Source organism: Candidatus Thiodictyon syntrophicum (genome assembly GCF_002813775.1).
GTDB lineage: Bacteria > Pseudomonadota > Gammaproteobacteria > Chromatiales > Chromatiaceae > Thiodictyon > Thiodictyon syntrophicum.
Genome location: NZ_CP020370.1, coordinates 2,937,494 through 2,960,400, shown reverse-complemented (window position 1 = coordinate 2,960,400; position 22,907 = coordinate 2,937,494). Strand labels below are relative to the sequence as shown.

Sequence of the window (22,907 nt, the reverse complement as noted above, 5' to 3'; positions counted from 1 at the left end):
CACGAGAAGACGCTACGAGAGAGGAATCCATGGTCATCGTTGAAGATGTCTTGAAGACCGCACTCCGCTTGCCGGTCGAAGACCGGGCGGTACTGGCCGAACGACTCCTGGCGAGCCTGGACGACTTGGACGAGCACGAGTGGGACGGGCTCTGGGGCGAGGAGGTGGAGCGACGGCTCGCCGCCTACCGCAACGGCTCGGCCCGGGCGCGGTCGGCGGATGATGTGTACGCCCAGGCGGAGCGACTGCTGGGTGATTGAGGTCCGTTACCACGAGGCTGCCGAGGCTGAGCTGTACGAGGCGCTGGGCTTCCTGGAGCTTCGCGCCAAGGGGCTGGGTCGGCGCCTGCTACGCGAGGTCCGTCGCACCGCCGCCCGGATCGCCGAATGTCCATTGCTCGCACCCGAAATCCGCCCCGGGGTGCGCAAGCGAGGCGTGCACACTTTTCCGTACGCACTCGTTTATGCGATCGAAGACGACGGCGTCCTGATCCTGGCGGTCGCGCACGGGAGCCGCCGGCCGGATTATTGGGGCGGGCGATTGGCCGCCCCATGAACGCAGAGACCATCGAGGAGACAGACCCCATGCCGATGAAAAAGATGAGAATCACCATCAAGCGCGACGGTCGCACCGAGATCCGCGTGGAGGGCGGCGAGGGGGGTAACTGCCTGGACTTCACCAAGGCGATGGAACAGGCGCTCGGCACGGTCCAGGCGCGCGAGCTGACCGCCGACTATGAGCGGGAGCCCGAGCGGGTCCTGGTCCAGGAGACCGAAGGCGTGACCCTCTAGCCCGACGGGAGCCCCACCATGGCCAAGGCCTTCGTCAAGGACCTCGCGACCTATATCCGCGCCGGTTATCCCATCGTCACCATCGTCTCCAGCGAGGAGGACCGCGCCCTGGAACTGGTCGACGAACTGCTGCGCCAGAAGGAGATGTGGAAGCGCCCGCGCAAGCTCTTCGTGTGGTCGGTCTCGCGCGGCTTCGTGGACCCGCAGGGGCGCCCGGCGACCAAGGAGGATACCCGCCGGCCCGAGCGCGCTCTGGCCTTCGTCGCCGGGTACCAGGAGGGGGCGCTGTTCCTGTTCAAGGACTTTCACCCGTATCTCAAGGACAACGCCCCGGACGCCGCGCTCCTGATCCGGCTGCTGCGCGACCTGGTGCCGGAACTCAAGGGCTCGCCGCGCACCCTGCTGTGGCTCTCCCCGCTGCTGGCGATTCCGACCGAGCTGCAAAAAGACGTGACGGTGGTGGACCTGCCGCTGCCCACCGAGGACGAGTATCGCGAGGTGCTCAAGCGTCTGGTGGAGCAGGTGCGCGATAACCCGACGGTGACTTTGAGCCTGACCGAGGACGCCACGGACGCCATCGTCAAGGCGTGCCAGGGACTCACGCGCTCGGAGGCGGAGAATGCCCTGGCCAAGGCGATCGTCAGCCAGCAGGGACTGACCGGGGCCGACGTGAAATCCATCCTGGAGGAGAAGGAACAGATCATCCGCAAGTCCGGGATACTGGAATACACGGCGGCGGTGGAGGACTTCGGCGGCATCGGCGGCCTGGGTAACCTCAAGACCTGGCTGCGCCAGCGCAACGAGGGCTTCTCGCAGAAGGCGCGCGACTTCGGCCTGCCCAACCCGCGCGGGGTCATGTTGGTGGGGGTGCCGGGCTGCGGCAAGAGCCTCTGCGCCAAGGCGGTGGCGGCGGAGTGGCAGAAGCCGCTCCTGAAATTCGACCTGGGCCGGGTCTTTGCCGGGCTGGTGGGCGAGTCCGAGGAGCGTATGCGCAAGGCGCTGGCGGTGGCCGAGGGGGTGGCCCCCTGCGTGTTGTGGATCGACGAGTTGGAGAAGGGCCTGTCCGGAATCGGCGGCAGCGGCGACAGCGGGGTCAGCACCCGGGTCTTCGGTACCCTGCTGACCTGGATGGAGGAGAAGACCCAGCCGGTGTTCGTGGTGGCCACCGCCAACGACATCTCCCAGCTTCCGCCCGAACTGCTGCGCAAGGGCCGCCTGGATGAGATCTTTTTTGTGGACCTGCCCACCGCGCGCAACCGCGCCGAGATCCTGATGATCCACCTGGGTCGGCGCAAGCGCGTACCCACCGACTACGACCTCGCCGGTGTCGTCCGCGCCACCGAGGGCTTCAGCGGGGCGGAGCTGGAAGAACTGGTCATCAACGCACTCTACGAGGCGTATGCGGACCCGGGGCAGGAGTTGCGCACCGAGCATCTGCTGAAGTCCGCCGGCGAGATCATCCCGCTGGCCCGCTCCCGGGCGCGGGAGGTTGCGGCGCTGCGCCAGTGGGCGCAGACCAACTGCCGCCAGGCCGCGGAGGCCGCGGCCGACGAGCCGCCGGTCCCAAGCGACACCGTTGCCGGGCGCCGGGCGCGGATGGTGGATTTGTAGCGGGGCGCTGTGCGGCCTTCGCCGCCTGGAGTCCAAGGCTTACCGCGAAAATCGCGCCGGGAGCGCGCTCCAAGTCTCCCTCCCCCGCTGGGGGAGGGCCGGGGAGAGGGAACGGCCATGGCGCCCGCACTTTCATCTTTCGGGGTGGCGCGGGCGCCATGGCCGTTAGCCTTGGAGCGCGCCAAGGCTGAAGCCTTGGACTCCAGGCAGAGGGGACGTGGTCGGCGAGCGCGCCTTAACTCAATTGCAGTGAGCCTCCAGAGGGGGGCAAGGCGGCGTCACTGCGCGACCGGAGTGAGCCTCGGGTCGACGGCCGCCTTCCGAGGAGACGCCTGGGGCCGCCCTGCGGTCGCAACCCGACCGGCCCGACGCGCCCACGGTCGGCGGCGCAGCCAGGAATAGAGTCCCGTGACGGTCAATCCCATCAGAAGCAGGGCGGACACCAGATTCAGCACGCCTGACCAGGCGCCCGCCCAGGTGCCTTCGTGCACCGCGTCCACCCAACCCGGCGACCCGGTGAGCGCGACCTGGCCGTTGGATTGGACCACATGGACCAACTCGCCCGCGGGTGAGGCCGTCTTGACCATGGCGCTGCCCGCCTGAAAGCGCCGTGCCATGACGATCTGACCGTCAGCCGGCAGCGGCACCGCCTTGATCGCCTGCGCCAGGGAGATAGGTTCACCGGCTGTGAGGGCGGGGACTGCCGGCTTACCGACGTGCAGCGTCATCAGCAGTCCGGTGACCGGCAGCAGCGCGAGCAGCGGGAACGCGAACCACCCCAGGCCGCGGTGCCAGCCCCCGAGCGTGTTGCGCAGCCTGGGCAGACCAAACGCGAGTCCGGCGAGCAGGAGTGCGACCATGGCATAGGTGGCGATTTCGACCAGCAAGCCGGCACCGATCAGCAGATTCTTGTGAAGATTGAGCGCAAAGGCGAACAGGTCAAAGCCCTGGCCCGCGGCGGCAGTCCGCGTTGCGACATCATAGGTGCCCGCCACGGCAGGGTCTTTGGACTTCAGGTCGATCGAGCGCCCGTCGGCCGAGAGACTGACCGCGGCCGCCCGCCCGGCCGGATCGATGGCATCGAGCGCCGCGGCGAGCGCGCCGACGCTGACCCGGGGGGTGGACTGCGCGGCGCCGTCGGTACCCAGGATCGGCTTGAAGGCGAGGATGGCCCCGGACAGCAGGATGAGCAGGAAGACGGGGGCCAGGATCAGGGCCAGCCAGCGGTGAGCGACCAGGAGCGGGCGCTTGAGTTGTTTCAAAAACATGTTCGAGGTCCTCGGCATGGTTGAACAGTCGTTCCTGCCGGTGCAGCAGGACTGCCGTTACCTTAGCCGGGGTCCGCGTTAACCTGGGTCAGTCTGGTGTAAAGACAGGTAAAGATTTGAAAGAAGCGGTTAATGCCCTTGGCTTTCAGGCGCGGGGCGCGATGATGGTCGACTCCCATGACAAGTGCGGCGGGTGGCGATGATGACGAAGGTCTTATTGGTCGATGATGACCGCGAACTGGGCGAGATGCTGACCGAGTATCTCGACCAGGAGGGTTTCGCGGCCACGGCCGTGCAGGATGGCGAGACCGGTGTGCGTGCGGCCCTGTCGGGCGCCTATGCGATCGTCGTGCTGGACGTGATGATGCCGGGCTGCAACGGCATCGAGGCGCTGCGCCGCATCCGGGCGCAGGACCGCCGCCTGCCGGTGCTGATGCTCACGGCGCGGGGTGACGACGTGGACCGCATCGTCGGACTCGAACTCGGCGCCGACGACTATGTGCCCAAACCCTGCACCCCGCGTGAACTGGTCGCGCGCATCCGGGCCATCTTGCGGCGCACCCAGGTGCAGGAACCCGACGGCGCGTCTTGCGGACCGCTGACGGCCGGGGCACTGACCCTGTGGCCGGAGCGGCGCAGCCTGGAGTGGCAGGGCCAACCGCTCGAACTCACCAGTACCGAGTTCAATCTGCTGGAGGTGCTGGTGCGCAATGCCGGCCGGGTGGTGAGCAAACAGGAACTCTCGCAGCAGGCCCTGGGCCGTCCGCTGGCCCGTTATGACCGCGGCATCGACGTGCACCTGAGCAGCATCCGGCACAAGCTCGGACTCGATGCCGAGGGGCGTTCGCCGATCCAGACGGTGCGCGGCCTGGGCTACCAGTTGGTCCGGGAGTAGCGTCCATGGGCCGTCTGTTCTGGAAGTTCTTTTTCGCCTTCTGGTTGGCCCTGCTCGCGGCCGGCCTGGGCGCGGCGACCCTGTTCCTGCTCCACCAGCAGGCGCTCATCGAGCGCGGGCAGGACCTGGCGGGCGGACCCCGCACCGCCTTTCTGGTGGCGGCGGCGGCGCAGGTCTTCCAGCACGGCGGCAGCGCGGCGCTGCGCGGTTTCCTGGAGGAATCACGCGCCCTGCACGTCGGCGCGCAGGTCTATGTCGTCGATGATGCCGGGCATGAATTGCTGGGGCGCGGCGTCCCCCCGGACCTGCTGACGCAGGCCCACCGGCTGGCGCAGGAGGGCCAGGAACCGCGCATTGCCCGGGTGGAACGGATGGCGGGGCGCGACTATCTGGTATTCCTGCCGACCGATGGTCGCGAGCCGCTCCATCACATGCCGCTGTTGCTGCTGATCGGCGTCGCCGTCCTGGCGAGCCTCGCCTTCAGCGCCTGGCTCGCCTGGTATCTGTCGACCCCGATCCGCCACCTGCGCGGCGCCTTCGACGCCGCGGCGGCGGGCCGGCTCGACACGCGCATCGGCGCGCGCATGGGGCGACGGCGCGATGAGATCGCCGACCTCGGGCGCGATTTCGATCGCATGGCCGGGCAGTTGCAGACCCTGGTCAACTCCCAGCGGCGGTTGCTGCACGATGTCTCCCATGAACTGCGCTCGCCCCTGGCGCGGCTGGAGGCCGCCATCGGCCTGGCGCGGCAGCGGCCGGAACGGCTCGCCGAGACGCTCGATCGCATCGAGCGCGAAGCGGGGCGGCTCGATCAACTGGTCGGTGAGATCCTGACCCTGGCGCGGATGCAGGCCGGGATGGCGAGGGTCGCGGACGAGGAGATCGACCTGGTCGAACTGGTGCGGGAGGTCGCGCGCGACGCCCGGTTCGAGGCGCAGCCGTGCGGGCGCGAGGTCGGGTTCGTCGGCACGGGCGAGGCACCGGTCACCGCCAACGTCGAGCTCCTGCACCGCGCCCTGGAGAATGTGGTCCGCAATGCGGTCAAGTTCACCGCGGTCGGGAGCAGGGTCGAGGTGCAGATCGCGCGGCGCCCCGATCCCAACGGGGCACCCGAGCGGCTGCTGGTGAGCGTCTCCGACCGCGGACCCGGTGTTCCCGAGGGGGACCTGGAAGCCATTTTCGAGCCCTTCTTCCGCAGCGAGACCAGGACCCCGACCGCCGGCTTCGGTCTGGGGCTGGCCATCGCCCGGCGGGCCATTGAGGCGCATGGGGGGACTATTCGCGCCCGCAATCGGCCGGGGGGCGGCTTGACGGTGGAGATCGTGATGCCGGGGGTCGCTTGCGGCTGACTGCCAGGAACAGATAGGAAGGGTTTCATAGCGTCTCGACCTCGAAGCCGACCAGGGTGCGGCTCTCCCGGCTGAACTCGATCCCGATCAGATGGATGGGCTGGCCCGCCGCCCGGTATTTGTCGACATAGCCCCGCTCCTTGATCTGTTGCAGTGCGCGTCCCGCGGGTTCCGACTCGACCACCTCCAGATTCGGATAGCCCAGTTGGATTCTCTTCCTATACGGGGCACCTGGAACCTGCCACCGGGCCCTGGCCTCAGTGATCCGAGCGCTTGAGCCAAGCCTTGATCAACTCGGGGTCGAGCCCGCGTAGGCGATCCTCCGGATCGAGGCCGCGCAGACGCTCCTCCAGATCAAGACCGCGCAGTCGCTCCTCGGGTGCCAGCCCACGCAGGCGCTCCTCAGGCGTCAGCCCAGCCAGACGCTCCTCCACGTCCAAGTGTGCGAGCGCCGCAGCGCGCAGTTGGGGGGTCAACGCGGCCAGGTCACGGGCAATCAGTTCGTAGGTATCACGCATGAAGTCATCGACGGTGTAGGCCATGTCAGGCACCTCCAGGCGATAGGCAGTGGTTAGATGATGTTGCAACAGTTGTCCGAGTGTTCCGCGTTCCGATAGGTGACATAGTGCCCCGTCAGTTCCTCCAGCGCCCAGATATCGAGTGCCTCATGGTGCGATTTGTAGGTCAGCAGGTTGTGTGCGGCCAGGGTCTCCAGACCGTCGGGCAGACCGGCGAGGTCCTGCGCTTGGGTACTGGTGGCCTCGCCCGACTATCGCTCGATGATGAGGATATCGAGGCGCTGGCTCTTGAGCGCCAGCTCTTGTTCCAGTTCCACCCGCCAGGGGCGACCGGTGAAGAGGTCGGTCAGGACCATGCCGAGCAGGCGGTGCCAGGGGGTCGTCGTGTTCATGGATGGATGGTCGCGCGAGCGAATGGACGCAACAAAGAGACATAAGGAGGCCATCATGCCCTGGAACATCGCGCAAGAGTCTCCCGTTCCCAGGCGCCGCGCCTCGGCAAGCAACCGCTGTCAGCCCAAGGCGCTGGAGTCCAAGGCTTCAGCCTTGGAGGGGCGCACCAAGGCTGAAGCCTTGGACTCCATCTGGAAACTGTCCCCCGGCACCCGCACGAAGTCCATCCCGGTCTTGGGCTCGGTCCAGGTCGCGGCCGTCGCGGGGGCCGGCGCCGTCCCAACCCCCCACAACCGCGCCTGAAACCCCCGCACCGTCTGCGGTCGCTTCTCCGGGACGAGGGCCAGGGCCTCGCCCAAGGCGTCGCTCAAGTGCCGGGAGGCGCCGAAGGCCGCGGCGGGCTTGAGTACATCCAGATCGCGGTGCGGTGTCTTACCGCGCGAGCCTGAGGGCCGCGCGCGGGCTCGGTCCGCGCAGCGGACCCTACGGCTGGCCGTTGGCCTGGGGCCGGTTGGGTGGATTGTAGTGGCTGGCCGGGGTTGAAGACCAGAATTTCACGGGACCGCACCCGTGACAGTCTCGACCGATCGCTGGTGCTACGATGCCCGCGGTCGGACGCGAGCGGCCGTCTCGCTGACCCTGCCGGTCTGCAGGACGCGTTCAGCGCCCGCGAAACCGCGGCTTGCGGTGCGCGAGGAATGCATTCAGCCCCTCGGTATAGTCGTCCGAACTGAAAAAGCCGAAACTGTCGTCCAGTTGCGCCGCGCTGTATTGTCCGCCCTGATCGGCCAGCATCCGCAGGTTGCGCTTGTTCAGGCGTGCCGCGAGCGGTGAACCCGCCAAGAGGGCCCGTACCACCTCATCGATCAGCGCATCCAGCCCGTCGGCGGCGGACACGCGCTGCACCAGGCCGGCGGCCAGGGCCTCGTGGGCGTCCAGCAGGCGGCCGGTCAGCAGCAGGTCGGAGGCGAGCGCGATGCCGACCAGTCGCACCAGCGGCACCAGTTCCGGCAAGGCGAGCGGGAAGCCGAGCTTGCCCACCGGCGCGCCGAGCCGACTCCCGGGCGCGGCCAGGCGCAGGTCGCAGACGCCGGCGATCTCCAGCCCGCCGCCCACACAACTGCCCTCGATGGCGGCGATGACCGGTTGCGGGGCCTCGCGGACGGCCCGCAGCGCCGGCTCGATCACCTCCAGGTGGTAGCGGCGTCCGGAGGCGAGATCGAAGCGCTGCTGGGGAAATTCGGTGATGTCGGCACCCGCGGCAAAGTTGCCGCCGGCGCCGCGCAGCACAATGCAGTGGATGTCGTCGCGCCCGGCCAGGTCCTCGAAGGTCTGGCGCAGACGCTGCCACATGTCGACGCTCAAGGCGTTTTGCCTGGCCGGCGCGTCGAGCGTGACACGGGCCACCGGGGCCTGGGTTTCGCATTGGATCGTCATGACCTTAGATTTCCGGGAATACTAAATCCACAGATGAACACAAATGAACACAGGTTTTCTTCAAATTGTCATGGGCTTATTGCTATTGTCACAATCACCGGCAGGGTAAGTCCCCGGCCAGGTGTAAGTCAATGAATTATCTGTGTTCATCTGTGTGCATCTGTGGATAACTACTCTTTCCAGGGCAATGGCTCACGCCAGGATCGGCCGCGTGCGGGACCGCCGGCCGCGTGGGGAAAATTCAACAGGCAGTGAATAGGTTACGGGCGATCCTAGCCGCTCGGTCGGCGACGGTCAAGGTGGACGCGGTGCGCCCCGTGCCGGACCAAAGTGCCGCGCGGCCCGCGTAGGGTCCCCTGCGCGGACCGGCGGTGCTGGGGATCCACGAAGGTCGCGCCCGGACGCGCGGTCGCGGTCCGCACAGCGGACCCTACGGCGCGTCGGATGCCGCCCTGCCCCTGGATGCGCTGCGGCTGCCGGAGCGCTTCCGGATTGCCTATTGGGATGCTATGACGGGGCGAAGGTGATCAATCCCTTTTCGGCCTGAAAGACAACGCCAAGGACGTGGCACTCCTGATCCGGCTGCTCTGCCGCTGCAGAAGTCAGGTCAGACGAAGTTGAAAAAAACCCCAGCCATTTGAAACGGTTTGTTTCTTGAAGCTTATCATGTTATAATGTTGATAAGTCTAATCTATTCCCAAGACAGTCAGGCCATCTAGTGCTACACTCGCGACCCGCAGAAATCAATCTTTGCAATCGGTTTCTCTTGCCGGACGATACCGCCGCCGTTTTATGGGACATGGACGGGGTGCTGATCGATTCCCTGTCTTTTGCGATACAGGCGTCGCGCCGCCTGATCATGGAACGTTATGGCAGTCAGGTGAGTGTCGATGCGGATTTTCTTAAGAGCGTATTCCCGCTCGATCCGCCCGCGTACTGGCGGGCGATTCTGGCCCACCTGCAAGATCAGTGCGGCGCACCGCTTCCCTCGACAGATGCCGAGACGATGTGCGAGGACTATTTGGCCGCGCGCCTGACGGCGACCTTTCCCATCCTCCCGGGAATTCCTGACATCCTTGCCGACCTTGCCCGCCGGGCGATCCCCTGCGCGGTGGTCTCCAATAATCCGCTATCCCAGACCATCGCGATACTGAACAACTGCGGGCTGCGCGACAGCTTTTCGGTGATCGTCGGCAACGACGACCCCGCTTTGCGGAAAAAGCCCGCACCCGATACCTACCTCTTCGCGGCCAAACAACTCGGCCTTGACCCAACCCGCTGCGTTGTCGTCGAGGACTCCATCCTTGGGGTAGCGGCCGGCATTGCCGCCGGATGCCGAACGATCGGGGTCGCCACCGGCAGCGCTGATACCGGCGCACTCGAAGCCGCGGGAAGCGCACGGGTCTACTCCAGTTTCCGCGAGAACGTTGCCGATCTCAGATTCGGCGATGTCAGAATCAAGCAGATCGTCACCCTCAATGAGTTCCTGAGTCACATGGTCGAGCACATCGCCTGGCGACTCGGCACCTCGATTGATTTCGCTTGGAATAACAATGACTCCAGGGCCGCCGGAGCACTCCTCGGCACGGCGCTGCGTCGCTTCCCGCTCAAGACCGCCAGCGCGGCCTGTCTGGGCATGATCGATGACGGCAGCGCCGAGGTCCTGGTGGATACCGGTCGTGCCCCGGGTGTCTTCCACCTTAATGCTCAAGGCGAGGTCGCGCTCGACTGGTTCTTGTCTCTGCGTTGCGAACAACTGTCTAACGGTGCGCCGCTGCAGGAATTCCTCGCCGGACTCGCCGAAGGTCTCCAGGCAGCGATCGATGTCACGATCTGCAGCGCGGAGGACCCGCATCACACCTGGGAGGGCGTGTTTCGCGCCGTTGGCATCTCCCTGAGTCGGATTTTCGGACCAGTACGCCCAGTGCACGCTGCGCCGACCACGGATGGCCAAGAGAATACCCGCGTGCTTGGTGACCTCAGGGTCCACAGCGTCGGCAGCGACCTCTGTGAAGTGACGCGGCGCACCGCCGAGAGCGAGGTCTCGCTGGTCATTGATTTCGCGCGCCGGCAACCTTCTGCTATTCATTTGCAGGTCGGCCCGTCGATATGTACCGAGGGCTTCAGCGAGCTCCTGCTGGCGCTGGCCGACAATGCCGGGTTCACGCTGCAGCTTTCCTTTACCGCTTCGGTGATTACGTCATCGCATGTGCTTTTTGAGGACGTCGCGCTCGTCATTGGCCGCGCCCTGTTGGAGTTGCTGGTCATTCGGATGATGTCGCAGGGGACTGACGGCGCAGGAAGCAACATTCATACCGCCGCCGATCTGCAAAACCTGGCCGTCGGTGTTGCCTTGAGCGTCGAGGGGAGAAAATTCTGGTCCTTCGTACCCTTTGGCGAATCCTATAGCCAACTCAGACGCCGCATTCTCGTGGGACAGGACGTCTTCGGCACACTGCGGTCGGAAGATCTGGATGATTTCGTCGATGGTCTTGCCGGCGGGCTTGCGGCAAGTATCATGATCCACATTCGCCGGCCGGTATCACCGGATGAAACATGGTTGGGCGTGTTCACCGGTCTCGGCAAGGCGATTGCCGAGGCCTTCCTTCCCAATCCGTTTCGCCGCGGAGTACCCCCTGGGGTGAAGGCCACCCTGTCATGACGCCCGCTGAGCCTCGAACCGAATTATCGACAACCATGATCCCGACCGTAAACCCTTTCGTCGACCAGGCCCGAGAGTTCCCGACGCTATCGTGTGGGATAGACCGGGCAGACTTTCTGCGTTTGGACCTGAGCGAGAGCATGATGGCAGCGCCGCCGCTGGTGCGCGATGCGATTCTGCGCGTCATCGACTCGCAGCGCTTTTCAGCCTATCCGGACGATTCACCGCTCTATCCATTATTGGCGGATTATGTCGGAGTTTCACCGTCGCAGCTTCTGGTCACCAACGGCTCCGACCACGCGATACAACTGATCCTGCGGGCCTTTCTGTCGCCCGGCGATCAGTTGCAGGTCATTGACCCCTCATTTCCGATCTACGCGCACGTCGCCCGGACCCTTGGCGCCGAGGTCCGTTGCGTACCGTTGGAAAGCGATTTTTCGTTCAGCGCAGAGCGATTCATCGAAGCGATGGATCAGGGGCCGCGGCTCTGTGTCCTGGTCAATCCGAACAACCCGACCGGAACCCTGATCCCACTGGAGTCGATACGCGCGGTAGCGGCCGCGCGGCCTGGTCCCTTAATCGTCGATGAGGCCTACTACGAGTATGCCGGCATCACCGCGGTATCGCTCCTTGCCGCTCACCCCAATATCATCGTTACACGTACGTTTTCCAAGGCCTTCGGCTTGGCTGGTTTGCGGCTTGGCTATGTTGTGGCCCACCCCGAGATCGTTCGGCAACTGCGTAAACTACGCCTGCCGTTCGATGTCAACGCCTTTGCCGTCAGTGCCGCGACGGGTCATTTTTCCGACCTTTCCATTATGCGGCGGTACGTTCGGGCGATCGTGAGCGAAGCGAAGCCGCAACTGCTCAGGTTCTTCGACGGCAGCGGCGTGAAGGTTTTCCCTAGCGCGGCCAATTTCGTGCTCGTCGACTTATCGCAGCGCGATCATGTAGTACAACGACTGCGAGCGAACGGCGTGCTGGTGGCGCCGCAGGCCCACGCGCGGCTTGCGTCCGCGGTGCGGATTGCAATCCCGATACCCGAACAGTTGTCCAGGTTCCAAACGGCGTTCACGAGCGCGCTCGACGCTTCCGCTTAACGAGAGCCTGAACCATGTGCAGGTCCGCGCACGAGAGTGGACAAGAGCCGGTGGGCCGGGACTGCCGCCTAAGAGGGAAATCGCGAAGATGCCGGCTTGGCCGGCACGGCCCTCGATCATCGTCCCGGCCAGCGGCCACCTTCTGGAGTCCAAGGCTTCAGCCTTGGCCCTGTACATCCAAGGCTGAAGCCTTGGACTCCGGCCCGGGGCGCCACCGCAAAAGCCGGCGACCTTGCTCCCGATCGTTGATAAGATACGTTTTTGCTTAACCGGCATCGCAACTGCCGCGGGAGACCGCCCATGAAAATCAACTATTTTGTTCTCGATGAGATGTCAGAGACCGATCGCCGCGCCCTGTGCCGCCGATCTGAGGCTGACATTTCCACCTTGGCCGCCACCGTGTCGCCGATCATCGACGCGGTCAGGGCGTCGGGGGACGAGGCCCTTTTCAAGTACACCGCCGAGTTTGACGGTGCGGACCTCCGTGCCAAGGGTCTGCGTGTCTCCGATGCCGAGATCGATTCCGCCATCGGGTCGCTCGACCCCTCGATCAAGGAGGTGCTCGACTATTCGGCGGCGAATATTCGGCGCTATCATCAGGCGCAGATGCCCGAGGAGATGTGGTTCGTTGAAATCGCGCCGGGAATTCTCGCCGGGGAAAAGGTGACGCCGATCACCTCGGTGGGGCTCTATGTGCCAAGCGGCAAGGGCTCATTTCCATCGGTGATGTTGATGCTGGGAATCCCGGCGCAAATCGCGGGTGTCCCTCGGGTCGTCGTCTGTACCCCCCCGCGTCCGGACGGCACTGTCGATCCCGCCACGCTGTATGCCGCGCGGATTTGCGGCCTGCACGACGTTTATCGGGTCGGCGGCGCTCAGGCCATTGCCGCCCTGGCGTACGGAACCGCATCGATCCCGCGGGTTGCCAAGACCTTGGGACCGGGAAACAGCTATGTCTCGGCCGCGAAACGAATCCTCTATGGGGTCGTGGACCCCGGTACGCCCGCCGGCCCCAGCGAGTCCATTATCCTCTGCGACGCAAATGTCGAGCCGCGCATCGCCGGACTCGACCTGCTGATCGAGGCGGAGCACGGACCGGACTCAACCGCACTGCTGGTAACGCATGACAAGAGGGTCGCTGACGAGGTCGCCAAGCTCCTCCCCGACCTCGTGTCCAAGCTCCCACCAAAGCGCCGGGAATATTGCGAGACGGTCCTTGCGGGCTACGGCGGCATCGTGCTCACGCCCTCCTTGGAGGAATCGATCGCGTTCGTCAACGAGTTCGCCCCCGAGCACCTGGAGGTGTTGGTGGACGATCCGATGGCGATACTCGGGGCAATCAAGAACGCGGGTGAGATCCTGTTGGGGCAGTTTACGCCCATTACCGTTGGGAATTTCTGCTTGGGCGTGAATGCGATTCTCCCCACCGGCGGATTTGCCAGATCGTTCTCGGCGGTCACAGTGCACGACTATCTGAAGCGCTCATCGATCGGCTATGTGTCGCAACTGGGTTATCCCGGAATCAGCCCCAAGGCCCAACAATTCGCAGAATATGAGGGTTTCGCGGCACACGCCATGGCGATCCGCGAGCGGAACATCTGACCCGGATCGGAAGTCCTTGCGGTTTCGCGAAGGTCGCGGCCGGCTGCGAGGTCGCGGTCCGCGCAGCGGACCCTACGACGCGTCGGCGGGTATAAGATCCCTTGCCGCGTCCGCCGGTTCGCGCGGCGTGCGCACACCTTAAGGGGGGATTTGAGATGGCATCCGACGACGATCGCGCCTACCAGGCGTGGCTGGCCGCCGCGGCACAGGCGTTGCGCGGCCAGACGCTCGACAGCCTCACCTGGCACACGCCCGAAGGCATCGCGGTCAAGGCGCTCTACCGGGCGGCAGATCTGGCGGGTCTCAAGTATTCCGACACCCTCCCCGGCCTGCCGCCCTTTGTGCGCGGCCCGCAGCCGACGATGTACGCGCAGCGCCCCTGGACCATCCGTCAGTACGCGGGGTTCTCGACGGCCGAGGAGTCCAATGCCTTTTATCGGCGCAGTCTCGCCGCGGGTGGGCAGGGCCTGTCGGTCGCCTTCGATCTGCCCACCCACCGCGGCCACGACTCCGACCATCCGCGCGCCGCCGGCGATGTCGGCAAGGCCGGGGTGGCCGTCGATTCGGTCGAGGACATGAAAATCCTGTTCGACGGTATCCCGCTCGACCAGGTCTCGGTGTCGCTGACGATGAGCGGGGCGGTGCTGCCGGTGCTCGCCGCCTTCATCGTTGCCGCCGAAGAGCAGGGGGTCGGTCGGGAACGGCTCACCGGGACCATCCAGAACGATATCCTCAAGGAGTTCATGGTCCGCAACACCTATATCTACCCGCCGGCCCCGTCCCTGCGGATCATCGCCGATGTCATCGCCTATACGGCGCAGGAGCTGCCGCGGTTCAATTCGATCTCGATCTCGGGCTATCACCTGCAGGAGGCCGGTGCCACCCAGGCCCTGGAACTCGCCTTCACGCTGGCCGACGGCAAGGAATATGTGCGCACCGCGCTCGCCGCCGGTATGGACCTGGACGCCTTCGCCGGGCGCCTGTCCTTTTTCTGGGCGGTGGGGATGAACTTTTATCTGGAGATCGCCAAGCTGCGCGCCGCGCGCCTGCTGTGGTGGCGGATCATGAATGACTTCGGCGCACGGCAGCCGCGCTCGCTGATGCTGCGCACGCACAGTCAGACCTCGGGTTGGTCGCTGAGCGCGCAGGACCCCTACGACAATGTGGTGCGCACCACAATCGAGGCCCTGGCGGCGGTGTTCGGCGGCACCCAATCGCTGCACACCAACGCCTTCGACGAGGCCATCGCACTGCCGACCGAGTTCTCCGCCCGGATCGCGCGCAATACGCAGCTCATCATCCAGGAGGAGACCCACATCGGCACCGTGATCGACCCCTGGGCCGGTTCCTATATGATGGAGCGGCTGACACAGGACATGGCCGATGAGGCCTGGGCCATCATCGCGCAGGTCGAGGCCCTGGGCGGCATGGCCAAGGCCGTCGACTCCGGCTGGGCCAAGCTGCGGATCGAGGCCAGCGCGGCGCAGAAACAGGCGCGGATCGACCGCGGCGAGGATGTCATCGTCGGGGTGAACAAATACCGGCTGGCCCAGGAGGCGCCGCTCCAGTACCGCGAGATCGACAACACCGCCGTGCGCGAGGCGCAATGCCGGCGCCTGGCCCAGGTCCGGGCGGGTCGCGACGCGGTGGCCGTCACCGCCGCGCTCGGTGCCCTGACCGAGGCGGCGCGCTTGGGGCAAGACAATCTGCTCGGCCTCAGCGTCCAGGCGATGCGTGTGCGTGCCACCGTCGGCGAGGTCTCCGACGCGCTGGAGACGGTATTCGGCCGCTTCCGCCCCCATACGGATTGCGTGACGGGTGTCTACGGCGCCGCCTTCGCCGGCGACCCCGACTGGGAGGAACTGAAGGCCGAGATCGACGCCTTCGCCGACGCCGCGGGCCGCCGCCCGCGGATCCTGGTGGCGAAGCTCGGCGAGGACGGCCACGACCGCGGGGCCCGGGTCATCGCCACCGGATTTGCCGACCTGGGCTTCGATGTCGACCTGGGTCCGCTGTTTCAGAGCCCGGAGGAGGCCGCCCGGCAGGCGGTCGAGAACGATGTCCACGCGGTCGGCGTGTCCACGCTGGCGGGCGCGCACAAAACGCTGGTGCCGCAACTGGTGGCGGCGCTGCGCGCCCAGGGTGCCGCGGACATCGTGGTGGTGGTCGGCGGTGTCATCCCGGCGCCGGACTATGAGGTCCTGAGGGCCGCCGGTGCCGCTGCCGTGTTCGGTCCCGGCACCGTCATCGCCGAGGCCGCCCGCGCCGTGCTCGCCGCCATCCGCGCGTCGCGCGGCCCCGGGGCGGCGTGACCCCCGACGCAGGCGCCGATGCGGCCCTGATCGAGGGTGTGCTCGCGGGCGACCGGCGTGCCCTCGCCAAGGCGATCACCCTGGTGGAGTCGTCGCGCCGCGATCAGCAAGACCGCGGGCAGGCGCTCATCGAGGCCCTGCTGCCGCACACCGGTCGGTCGCTGCGCATCGGCGTCAGCGGCGTGCCGGGGGTCGGCAAGTCGACCCTTATCGAGTCGCTGGGCCTGCACATCATCGGTCAGGGCCACCGGCTCGCAGTGCTGGCAGTGGACCCGACGAGCAGTTTGAGCGGCGGGGCCATCCTGGGCGACAAGACGCGGATGCAGGGGCTCGCGCGCGCCCCGGCGGCCTTCATCCGGCCATCGCCCGCGGGCGCCTGCCCCGGCGGCGTGGCGGCGCGCACCCGCGAGGCGATGCTCCTGTGCGAGGCGGCGGGCTTCGATGTGGTCATCGTCGAGACCATGGGCGTCGGACAGGCGGAAACCGCGGTCGCGCGGATGACCGATCTGCTGGTGCTGCTGCAACTGCCGCTGGCGGGCGACGGGCTGCAGGCGATCAAGAAGGGCATCCTCGAACTGGCCGACCTGATCGTCATCACCAAGTCTGACTTGGCCCCCGCGGCCGCCGCTGCCGCCCGGCAGACCCTCGCGGACGCGCTGACCATCCTGCGCCCGGCTTCGCCCCACTGGCAGCCGCCCGTGCTGATGCTATCGGCGCGCGACGGCGGGGCGGTCGCCGCGGTCTGGTCGCAGATCGAGCGCTATCGCGAGCTACAGTGCCGCGACGGTGCGTTCGAGCGGCGGCGACGCTCCCAGGCGCTCGACTGGATGTGGCACCTGATCGAGGAGCGGCTGCGCGCCGACTTTCGCGCGCATCCCGCCGTCGGCGCCCTGCTGCCCGACCTCACACGGGCCGTCTCGTCCGGTACCCTGAGCCCGACCCTGGCGGCCACCCGCCTGCTGACGCTGGCCCAAACCAACCGCGCCCCCGCCGCTCCGCCCCCAGGCGCGCCGGACCCGGACTGCCCCCGGTGCGACCCGTAACCACATCGTCATCGTTTCCTCGCGAACCTGAAACGCCGGGTCGCTATAGTCGATCCCGCCGCTTCTAACGACCCGAGGATGACGCATGCCAGCCATCGCCCCTGCATTACCCGCCCGGCGGGGAGAACGCCTGTTCGTGGATCTCGCGACCGCCGAGTTGGAGGTCCGCGAGGCCCAGTCACTGCGCTTTCGGGTGTTCGGCGAGGAACTGGGTGCCAGGCTCCAGGGGGGGGATCGCGGCCTGGATGTCGATGCCTTTGACGGCGTCTGCCAACACCTCCTGGTCCGCGAGGTGCAGACCGGCCGGCTGGTCGGCTGCACGCGCCTGCTGACCGATGTCAAGGCGCGGGAGCTCGGGGGTTTCTATTCGCAGAGCGAGTTCGACCTGGGGCCGCTGGTCGGACTCCCCGGGAGTCTGCTGGAGATCGGGCGCACCTGCATCGACCCGGAGTATCGGCAGGGCGCCGCCATCGCGGTCCTGTGGTCGGGACTCGCCGCCTTCATGCAACTGCACCGGTGCGATTACCTGTTCGGGTGCGCCAGCATCCCCTTGGGCGCCGACGATATCCAGGCCGCGGCGATCATGAACCGGGTGCGCCGCCAGGGCCTGACGGGACCTGAGTTGCGCGTGAGCCCGCGGGTCCCGCTGCGCAGCGCCCAGGTCCCGGGCGACGTCCTCGACGCGCCGCTGCCCCCCCTGCTCAAGGCCTATCTGCGCCTGGGCGCCCGGGCCTGCGGTGAGCCCTGTCGGGACCCGGACTTCGGCGTGGCCGACGTCCTGATCCTGCTGCGGGTCGCGGACCTCAACCCGGTCTATGCCCGGCATTTCATCGAGCGCCTGGGCGGCGCCTGAGGACCGATGAGACCAGCCCTGCACATCACGGTCGTCACCGAGACCTATCCCCCCGAGATCAACGGCGTCGCCAACACCATGCGCCACCTGGTCGCGGGCCTGACGGACCGCGGCCATCGGCTCCATGTCGTGCGGCCCCGGCAGGGGACCGATGCCGGGAGCGGCGACCCGCGCCCCGGCGAGACCCTGGTCCCCGGCCTGCCCATCCCGGGTTACCGCGGCTTGCGCTTCGGGCTGCCGGTCTTCGCGCGCCTGCGGCGGCTATGGCAGGTCGAGCGCCCGGACCTGATCTACATCGCCACCGAGGGTCCACTGGGGCGCGCGGCACTGAAGGTCGCCGCGGCGCTCGGTATCCCGACGGCGACCGGCTTTCATACCCAGTTCGAGCAATACAGCAGGCACTATGGGCTGGGGTTGCTGGCGCAACCCATTGCCCGGTCACTGCGGACCTTTCACAATCGTTCCGACGCCACCCTGGTCCCGACGAGCGAGTTACGCGACCGGTTACGCGCCCAGGGCTATACCAAGGTCCAGGTCTTCGGGCGCGGGGTCGACACCCAGCTCTTCTCCCCTACGCGGCGCCGCGCACCCTTGCGTGCGCACTGGGGCTGCGGTCCGGACGCCCCCACGCTGCTCTATGTCGGACGCCTGGCGGCAGAGAAGAATATCGCGTTGGTCCTGGAGAGCTTCATCGCCACCCAGGCGAGCCTTCCCAAGGCCCGCTGCCTGCTGGTGGGCGATGGCCCGGAGCGGTCCCGACTGGCGCGCCGCTTCCCGCAGTTTCACTTCGTCGGGGCCAAGGTGGGCGTCGAACTCGCCGAACACTATGCCAGTGCGGACCTGTTCGTCTTCCCGAGCCTCACCGAGACCTTCGGCAACGTGGTCCCGGAGGCCATGGCCAGCGGCCTGACCGTGGTCGCCTTCGATGCCGCGGCGGCCCACAACTACATCAGGACCGGGGACAACGGTATCACCGTCTATCCCTATGACGACCTGGCCTTCGTCAACGCCGTGGTGGCCGCGGCCCAGGATATGGAAAACCTGCCCCACTACGGGCGCAAGGCCAGGGCGACCGCCGAGACACTCGGCTGGGACCGCGTCATCGACACCGTCGAGAAGTGTCTGTTCGACGTGATCCAGCAACGCGCAACCGCGACCGGGCCGCAACACCTGGCCCCGACCCCGCAATGAGCGCGCGCCCCGCGGCCCACCGGTCCGGGACCTTGGTCAGCCGCCCGGGCGCCGGGCGGCATGGTCGCCAAGGCCCGCACCGGCTCCTCGCCGGGCGTGGGGTCATTGCGGTCGCGGCCCCTTGCGTGTTGCAATGCTGACCGCCGGGTTGTGGCAACGCGAAGACGCGGCGTGCCTGCCGGAGGGTACCAAGCCTTCCGCTACACTCTGGTTGCCTGGCCCGCGGCTGATCCAGGCAGGCCCTGCCTTGAGGGCGGTGTAAGGCGTCGGCAGCCGGATGGCGAAACAGTCCAAGGCGCGCCCCACCCGCGCGGGTTTCAATTTGCCTATGTATAGCAACGACCGCTTGGTCATCCTCGACGCCGACGGCACCACCGTGGATGCCTTCAGCGCCATCGACAAGACCTTCGCCATGCACGGTATGGACTTAGGTCCGCTTGCCCGCTTCCAGAAGCGCCGCCACGTGTTCAAGTATCTGGGCGGGATCAAGGAGTTCCCCCGCAATCTGCGCAAGCAGATCGCCCGGCAGAAGCGCTCACGGATCATCGCCACCCTGACCGAGGTCTACCGGGACGAAGGGCACCTCTATGACGGGATGGCGCAGTTGCTGGATCGGCTCGCGGGTCGGCCGGGCGTGCGGGTCGGGATCGTGACCCGCAACATCACCCGCGATCCGGTCGATACCCTCGAGGCCCTGTTCAAACGGGAGGGCTTCGACCCGGCCCGGTTCGACTTCCTGGTCCATTTGCCGCTGGCCCTGGGCAAGCTCGACGCCTTCCGCACCATCCGCGACCGCTTCGATGTCAATCCGGCGCTCGCCTTTGCCTGCGGCGACGAGGCCGCCGATTACCAGGCGGCAGTGGGCGCCGGTATCCATCCCTTCATGGTGTCATATGGATTCGAGGACTTCGAGCGGCTCACCGTGCGTCACGGCATCCCGCGGGAACTGATCTCCCGCAGCCCGGCGGAACTGGGCGCACGGATACTGCATACCCTCAGCCTCGGGGCCGTCGTGGCCTAGCAATTGTCGTTGTCGTTGTCGTTGTCGTTGTCGTTGTCGTAATCGTAATCGGATAAGCGATGTATTTTGGGGTGCGAGAGAATCCGGGGCGCTACGGTAACCTCGATTATGACGACGACGACAACGATTACGACAACGACAACAACGACAGGCACGTCGCAACAGGAGACGATGCCATGGCTCAGCCGTCGGGTGACGCGCGGGCTGCGATCCCTTAAACCTGGAGACTGTCGAGACATGTCGATGAAACAGAATCGAATCGTTGCCTTTCACCTCGTGCTGCTGGGCGCCTTGTCCTTGCCCGTGGCGGGTGCGACGAGTGAACCTGATTCGGGCCTGGTCGCCTGGATGGGGCGGCTCCAATACTATGTGCACAAGCTGGGTTTGGCGGTCAGTGCCCAGAACCGGCCGCTCCAGGGCTTTTATGTTCATGAGGTGGAGGAGGTGATCGAGGAGGTCGAGAAGATCGAGGAGTGCGACGGGATCGCGATCGGCAGACTCCTCACCGCCAACCTGACGCCCGCCTTCGAGGCCCTGGAACAGGCGGTCGAGGTGGGTGATCAGGGCCGCGTCGACACGGCCTACGATGACCTTCTGGCCGCCTGCAATCGCTGCCACAAGGCCGCCAACCGGCCCTATCTCCAGATTCAGCGGCGCACCGACAACCCCTATCTTCAAGACTTCAGCCCGGCCCCCTGAACGCAAGAGCGTCCCCAGCCGGGCCGCGCCCGCTTCAAGACGATGGTATTTCCTGGCGAGCTTGCCGACCTGGCGTGAGCAATGGCCGGATGTGGGTCGGCAGTTCGTCATCCGCCCGCAATGGTGCGGTCACAGAGGGTCGCTATCATCCCGCAAGGATGCGTCGCCCCGGTTTGCGATGGCTCGCGCCCCCCTGTGTTTCCCAATTCTTCGCGCCCTCTGGAGATCCCCATGCACCTCAAGGCCCAGCTCCCCGCGGCCATCGCCGCCGCCCTGTTCGCCGCGGGCCCCGTCCTTGCCGGCCAGGTTCAGCCGGAACCGGTCCCGGTCCCCGGGGCAACGACCAACCAGCCCAGCGTCGAGATGTCCGGCAATGAGGTCGACAAGCAACTGATCCTGTCTTCCGAGGCGGCCAAGGTGAACGGTACGCTTGAGATGACCGGCTACAATGTGCTGCTGCGCAGCGGCGCCGAGCTGCCACTGCTGGAGGCCAACGGCGGCATCCATGCTACGGCGAAGCTGAAGTTCGGTGCCATCTACGACATCCGCGACCAGCCCGTCCTGGACGGTGCCACGCCGCGCATCTCCAACGACAACGACTTCAACTCACTAATCCAGGGTCAGGACCAGCGGCTTTACCTGATCTCGCACTTCGAGAGCCGCCCGGGGGCCATCTATCAGACGCTGTTGAATCAGGGGTCCGACGGCACCCTCAGTCCCCAGGCCACCCGCTATGTCGACTTCAAGGGCTACCAAGGCGGCTGGGTCCACTGCGCCGGCAGCGTCTCGCCCTGGGGCACCCACTTAGGCAGCGAGGAGTACGAGCCCGATGCCCGCATGTGGAGCAGCCAGACCGGGGGTACCGACGCCTGCGCCAATGCGGACCCCGCCAAGCAGCGCCCCAGCAACTACGAGTCGGCGATGGTCCAGTATCTGGTGGACGGCAGCGACGCGCAGTACGCCCCCAGTTGCGCGAATGCCCGTGACCACATGAACCCCTACCGGTATGGCTGGCCGCTCGAGGTCGCCGTCGGAGCGGACGCTCTGGCGAGCGTCGCGAAGCACTTCGCCATGGGCCGCATGGCCAGCGAGCTGTCCTATGCCATGCCGGACGCCAAGACCGTCTATATCACCGACGACGGCACCAATACCATGCTGTTGATGTTCATCGCCGACACGGCGGGGGACCTGGGCGCGGGCACCCTCTATGCCGCCAAGTGGACCCAGCTCAGCGGCAATGAGGCCAAGGGCGGACGCGGCGCGATCTCCTGGGTCAACCTGGGTCACGCAACCTCGGCGGACGTCCAGGCCGCCATCGCCGGCCAGACCTTCGACAACCTCTACGAGGTGGGTGCGCTCAACAGCCCGGACGACGGCACCTGCGGGGCCGGCTTCACCTCCATCAATGCCGGTCACGGTGCGGCCAATCACGAGTGCCTGAAGGCCCGGGGCACGGTGAGCGACAGCCTCCTGTCGCGTCTTGAGACCCGCCGCTATGCCGCCATGCACGGGGCGGCGACCGAGTTCCGCAAGGTCGAGGGCTTCACCTTCAACCCGGAGCAGCGCGTCGCCTACATGGCCATCTCCGAGTTGAATAAGGGCATGGAAAACAACACCGGCTCCGATGTCGGCGGACCCAATCAAATCCGGCTCGCCAGGAACGATTGCGGTGCCGTCTATCAGTTGCCCATGGCCGGCCGGGTCAAGGACACCGCCGGCAACCCGATCGCCAGCGCCTATGTGGTCGTCCAGATGAGCGGCCTGCTCGCCGGTACCCCGGTGGCGGGAAGCCTCGATAAGGACACCGACAACAAGACCACCAACACCTGTAGCCTGAACGGGCTCGCCAATCCGGACAACCTGACCTACCTGCCCCGCTACAACACCCTCATCATCGGCGAGGACACCGGCAGCGGTCACCAGAACGATGCCATCTGGTCCTACGACCTGCGTGCGGGCAAACTGACCCGGGTCCTCACCACCCCCTACGGCTCTGAGACCACCTCCCCCTACTGGTACCCGGACCTCAAGGGTCACGCCTATCTGATGGGCGTCGTCCAGCATCCCTATGGCGAGTCCGATACCGGTGCGCCCGGCGCGAACGAGGATGCCAAGCACGGTTATGTCGGCTACTTCAAGTTCCCGGTCCTGAAATAGACAAC

22 protein-coding genes and 1 pseudogene are annotated in these 22,907 nt (G+C 66.4%); 17 read left to right on the top strand and 6 right to left on the bottom strand.

Annotation, left to right across the window (positions count from 1 at the left end):
• Positions 1 to 29: 29 nt before the first annotated feature.
• Genes THSYN_RS12490 through THSYN_RS12475 form a run of 4 tightly spaced genes read left to right on the top strand, consistent with a single transcriptional unit; the run spans position 30 to position 2,402 of the window.
• Positions 30 to 260, top strand: a complete 231-nt coding sequence (locus THSYN_RS12490) for an addiction module protein (protein WP_100919440.1) — start codon at positions 30 to 32, stop codon at positions 258 to 260.
• The gene (locus THSYN_RS12485; RefSeq protein ID WP_157817629.1) at positions 253 to 555 is read left to right on the top strand and encodes a type II toxin-antitoxin system RelE/ParE family toxin; all 303 of its coding nucleotides are present in this window, start codon (positions 253 to 255) and stop codon (positions 553 to 555) included. Before THSYN_RS12490 ends, THSYN_RS12485 begins: the two co-directional genes overlap by 8 nt.
• Complete coding sequence (locus tag THSYN_RS12480) at positions 552 to 791, top strand: DUF2997 domain-containing protein (protein WP_216644742.1); 240 nt, start codon at positions 552 to 554, stop codon at positions 789 to 791. Before THSYN_RS12485 ends, THSYN_RS12480 begins: the two co-directional genes overlap by 4 nt.
• Positions 792 to 809: 18 nt before the next feature.
• Positions 810 to 2,402: an AAA family ATPase gene (locus THSYN_RS12475; RefSeq protein ID WP_100919438.1), complete on the top strand. Its 1,593-nt coding sequence runs from the start codon at positions 810 to 812 to the stop codon at positions 2,400 to 2,402.
• A 278-nt stretch (positions 2,403 to 2,680) separates the two neighbouring features.
• Here THSYN_RS12475 and THSYN_RS12470 read toward each other — a convergent pair whose 3' ends face one another.
• A complete protein-coding gene (locus THSYN_RS12470) occupies positions 2,681 to 3,670 on the bottom strand; it encodes a PepSY-associated TM helix domain-containing protein (RefSeq protein ID WP_157817628.1) in 990 nt (329 codons plus the stop codon).
• A gap of 199 nt (positions 3,671 to 3,869) precedes the next feature.
• Between THSYN_RS12470 and THSYN_RS12465 the strand changes: the two genes are divergently transcribed.
• Together THSYN_RS12465 and THSYN_RS12460 are read left to right on the top strand one after the other, a co-directional pair.
• Complete coding sequence (locus THSYN_RS12465) at positions 3,870 to 4,565, top strand: response regulator transcription factor (RefSeq protein ID WP_100919436.1); 696 nt, start codon at positions 3,870 to 3,872, stop codon at positions 4,563 to 4,565.
• A 5-nt stretch (positions 4,566 to 4,570) separates the two neighbouring features.
• Entirely contained in the window at positions 4,571 to 5,914 is a 1,344-nt protein-coding gene (locus THSYN_RS12460) for a HAMP domain-containing sensor histidine kinase (RefSeq protein ID WP_100919435.1), read from the top strand.
• A gap of 25 nt (positions 5,915 to 5,939) precedes the next feature.
• On the opposite strand, the pseudogene THSYN_RS12455 reads toward THSYN_RS12460, so the two are convergent.
• From THSYN_RS12455 to THSYN_RS12440, 5 genes and pseudogenes are all read right to left on the bottom strand, one after another.
• Positions 5,940 to 6,101 (bottom strand): annotated as a pseudogene (locus THSYN_RS12455) (PD-(D/E)XK nuclease domain-containing protein); the annotation flags it as partial.
• A 70-nt stretch (positions 6,102 to 6,171) separates the two neighbouring features.
• Positions 6,172 to 6,501 (bottom strand): hypothetical protein, encoded by a 330-nt coding sequence (locus THSYN_RS35890; protein ID WP_236848878.1) that lies wholly within the window; start codon positions 6,499 to 6,501, stop codon positions 6,172 to 6,174.
• Positions 6,502 to 6,683: 182 nt separating this feature from the next.
• Positions 6,684 to 6,824, bottom strand: coding sequence for a hypothetical protein (locus tag THSYN_RS35885; protein WP_236848877.1), 141 nt, complete (start codon positions 6,822 to 6,824; stop codon positions 6,684 to 6,686).
• 120 nt (positions 6,825 to 6,944) lie between these two features.
• Positions 6,945 to 7,196, bottom strand: a complete 252-nt coding sequence (locus tag THSYN_RS12445) for a hypothetical protein (protein ID WP_100919434.1) — start codon at positions 7,194 to 7,196, stop codon at positions 6,945 to 6,947.
• 289 nt (positions 7,197 to 7,485) lie between these two features.
• Complete coding sequence (locus THSYN_RS12440; RefSeq protein ID WP_100919433.1) at positions 7,486 to 8,262, bottom strand: enoyl-CoA hydratase/isomerase family protein; 777 nt, start codon at positions 8,260 to 8,262, stop codon at positions 7,486 to 7,488.
• Positions 8,263 to 9,028: 766 nt separating this feature from the next.
• Between THSYN_RS12440 and THSYN_RS12435 the strand changes: the two genes are divergently transcribed.
• The 11 genes from THSYN_RS12435 (at position 9,029) to THSYN_RS12390 (ending at position 22,902) form a co-directional block, all read left to right on the top strand.
• Positions 9,029 to 10,924: an HAD family hydrolase gene (locus THSYN_RS12435; RefSeq protein WP_157817627.1), complete on the top strand. Its 1,896-nt coding sequence runs from the start codon at positions 9,029 to 9,031 to the stop codon at positions 10,922 to 10,924.
• A gap of 122 nt (positions 10,925 to 11,046) precedes the next feature.
• Positions 11,047 to 12,024, top strand: a complete 978-nt coding sequence (locus THSYN_RS12430) for a pyridoxal phosphate-dependent aminotransferase (protein ID WP_157817626.1) — start codon at positions 11,047 to 11,049, stop codon at positions 12,022 to 12,024.
• 300 nt (positions 12,025 to 12,324) lie between these two features.
• Entirely contained in the window at positions 12,325 to 13,626 is a 1,302-nt protein-coding gene (gene hisD, locus THSYN_RS12425) for a histidinol dehydrogenase (protein ID WP_216644741.1), read from the top strand.
• Between the two features lie 155 nt (positions 13,627 to 13,781).
• A complete protein-coding gene (gene scpA, locus THSYN_RS12420; protein WP_100919430.1) occupies positions 13,782 to 15,938 on the top strand; it encodes a methylmalonyl-CoA mutase in 2,157 nt (718 codons plus the stop codon).
• Entirely contained in the window at positions 15,935 to 16,981 is a 1,047-nt protein-coding gene (gene meaB / locus THSYN_RS12415; protein ID WP_100919429.1) for a methylmalonyl Co-A mutase-associated GTPase MeaB, read from the top strand. The genes scpA and meaB overlap by 4 nt, the downstream gene beginning before the upstream one ends.
• Positions 16,982 to 17,066: 85 nt before the next feature.
• The gene (locus tag THSYN_RS12410; RefSeq protein WP_100919428.1) at positions 17,067 to 17,834 is read left to right on the top strand and encodes a GNAT family N-acetyltransferase; all 768 of its coding nucleotides are present in this window, start codon (positions 17,067 to 17,069) and stop codon (positions 17,832 to 17,834) included.
• Positions 17,835 to 17,840: 6 nt separating this feature from the next.
• The gene (locus THSYN_RS12405) at positions 17,841 to 19,025 is read left to right on the top strand and encodes a glycosyltransferase family 4 protein (protein WP_100919427.1); all 1,185 of its coding nucleotides are present in this window, start codon (positions 17,841 to 17,843) and stop codon (positions 19,023 to 19,025) included.
• A gap of 328 nt (positions 19,026 to 19,353) precedes the next feature.
• Positions 19,354 to 20,046 (top strand): HAD family hydrolase, encoded by a 693-nt coding sequence (locus THSYN_RS12400; RefSeq protein ID WP_100922395.1) that lies wholly within the window; start codon positions 19,354 to 19,356, stop codon positions 20,044 to 20,046.
• A gap of 59 nt (positions 20,047 to 20,105) precedes the next feature.
• Complete coding sequence (locus THSYN_RS33775) at positions 20,106 to 20,264, top strand: hypothetical protein (protein WP_157817625.1); 159 nt, start codon at positions 20,106 to 20,108, stop codon at positions 20,262 to 20,264.
• A gap of 25 nt (positions 20,265 to 20,289) precedes the next feature.
• On the top strand, positions 20,290 to 20,745 hold the full coding sequence (locus THSYN_RS12395; RefSeq protein WP_100919426.1) for a hypothetical protein: 456 nt from the start codon (positions 20,290 to 20,292) through the stop codon (positions 20,743 to 20,745).
• A gap of 231 nt (positions 20,746 to 20,976) precedes the next feature.
• Positions 20,977 to 22,902 carry an alkaline phosphatase PhoX gene (locus tag THSYN_RS12390; protein WP_157817624.1) on the top strand — a complete coding sequence of 642 codons (1,926 nt, stop codon included), beginning with the start codon at positions 20,977 to 20,979 and terminating at the stop codon, positions 22,900 to 22,902.
• The last annotated feature ends 5 nt before the right edge of the window (positions 22,903 to 22,907 follow it).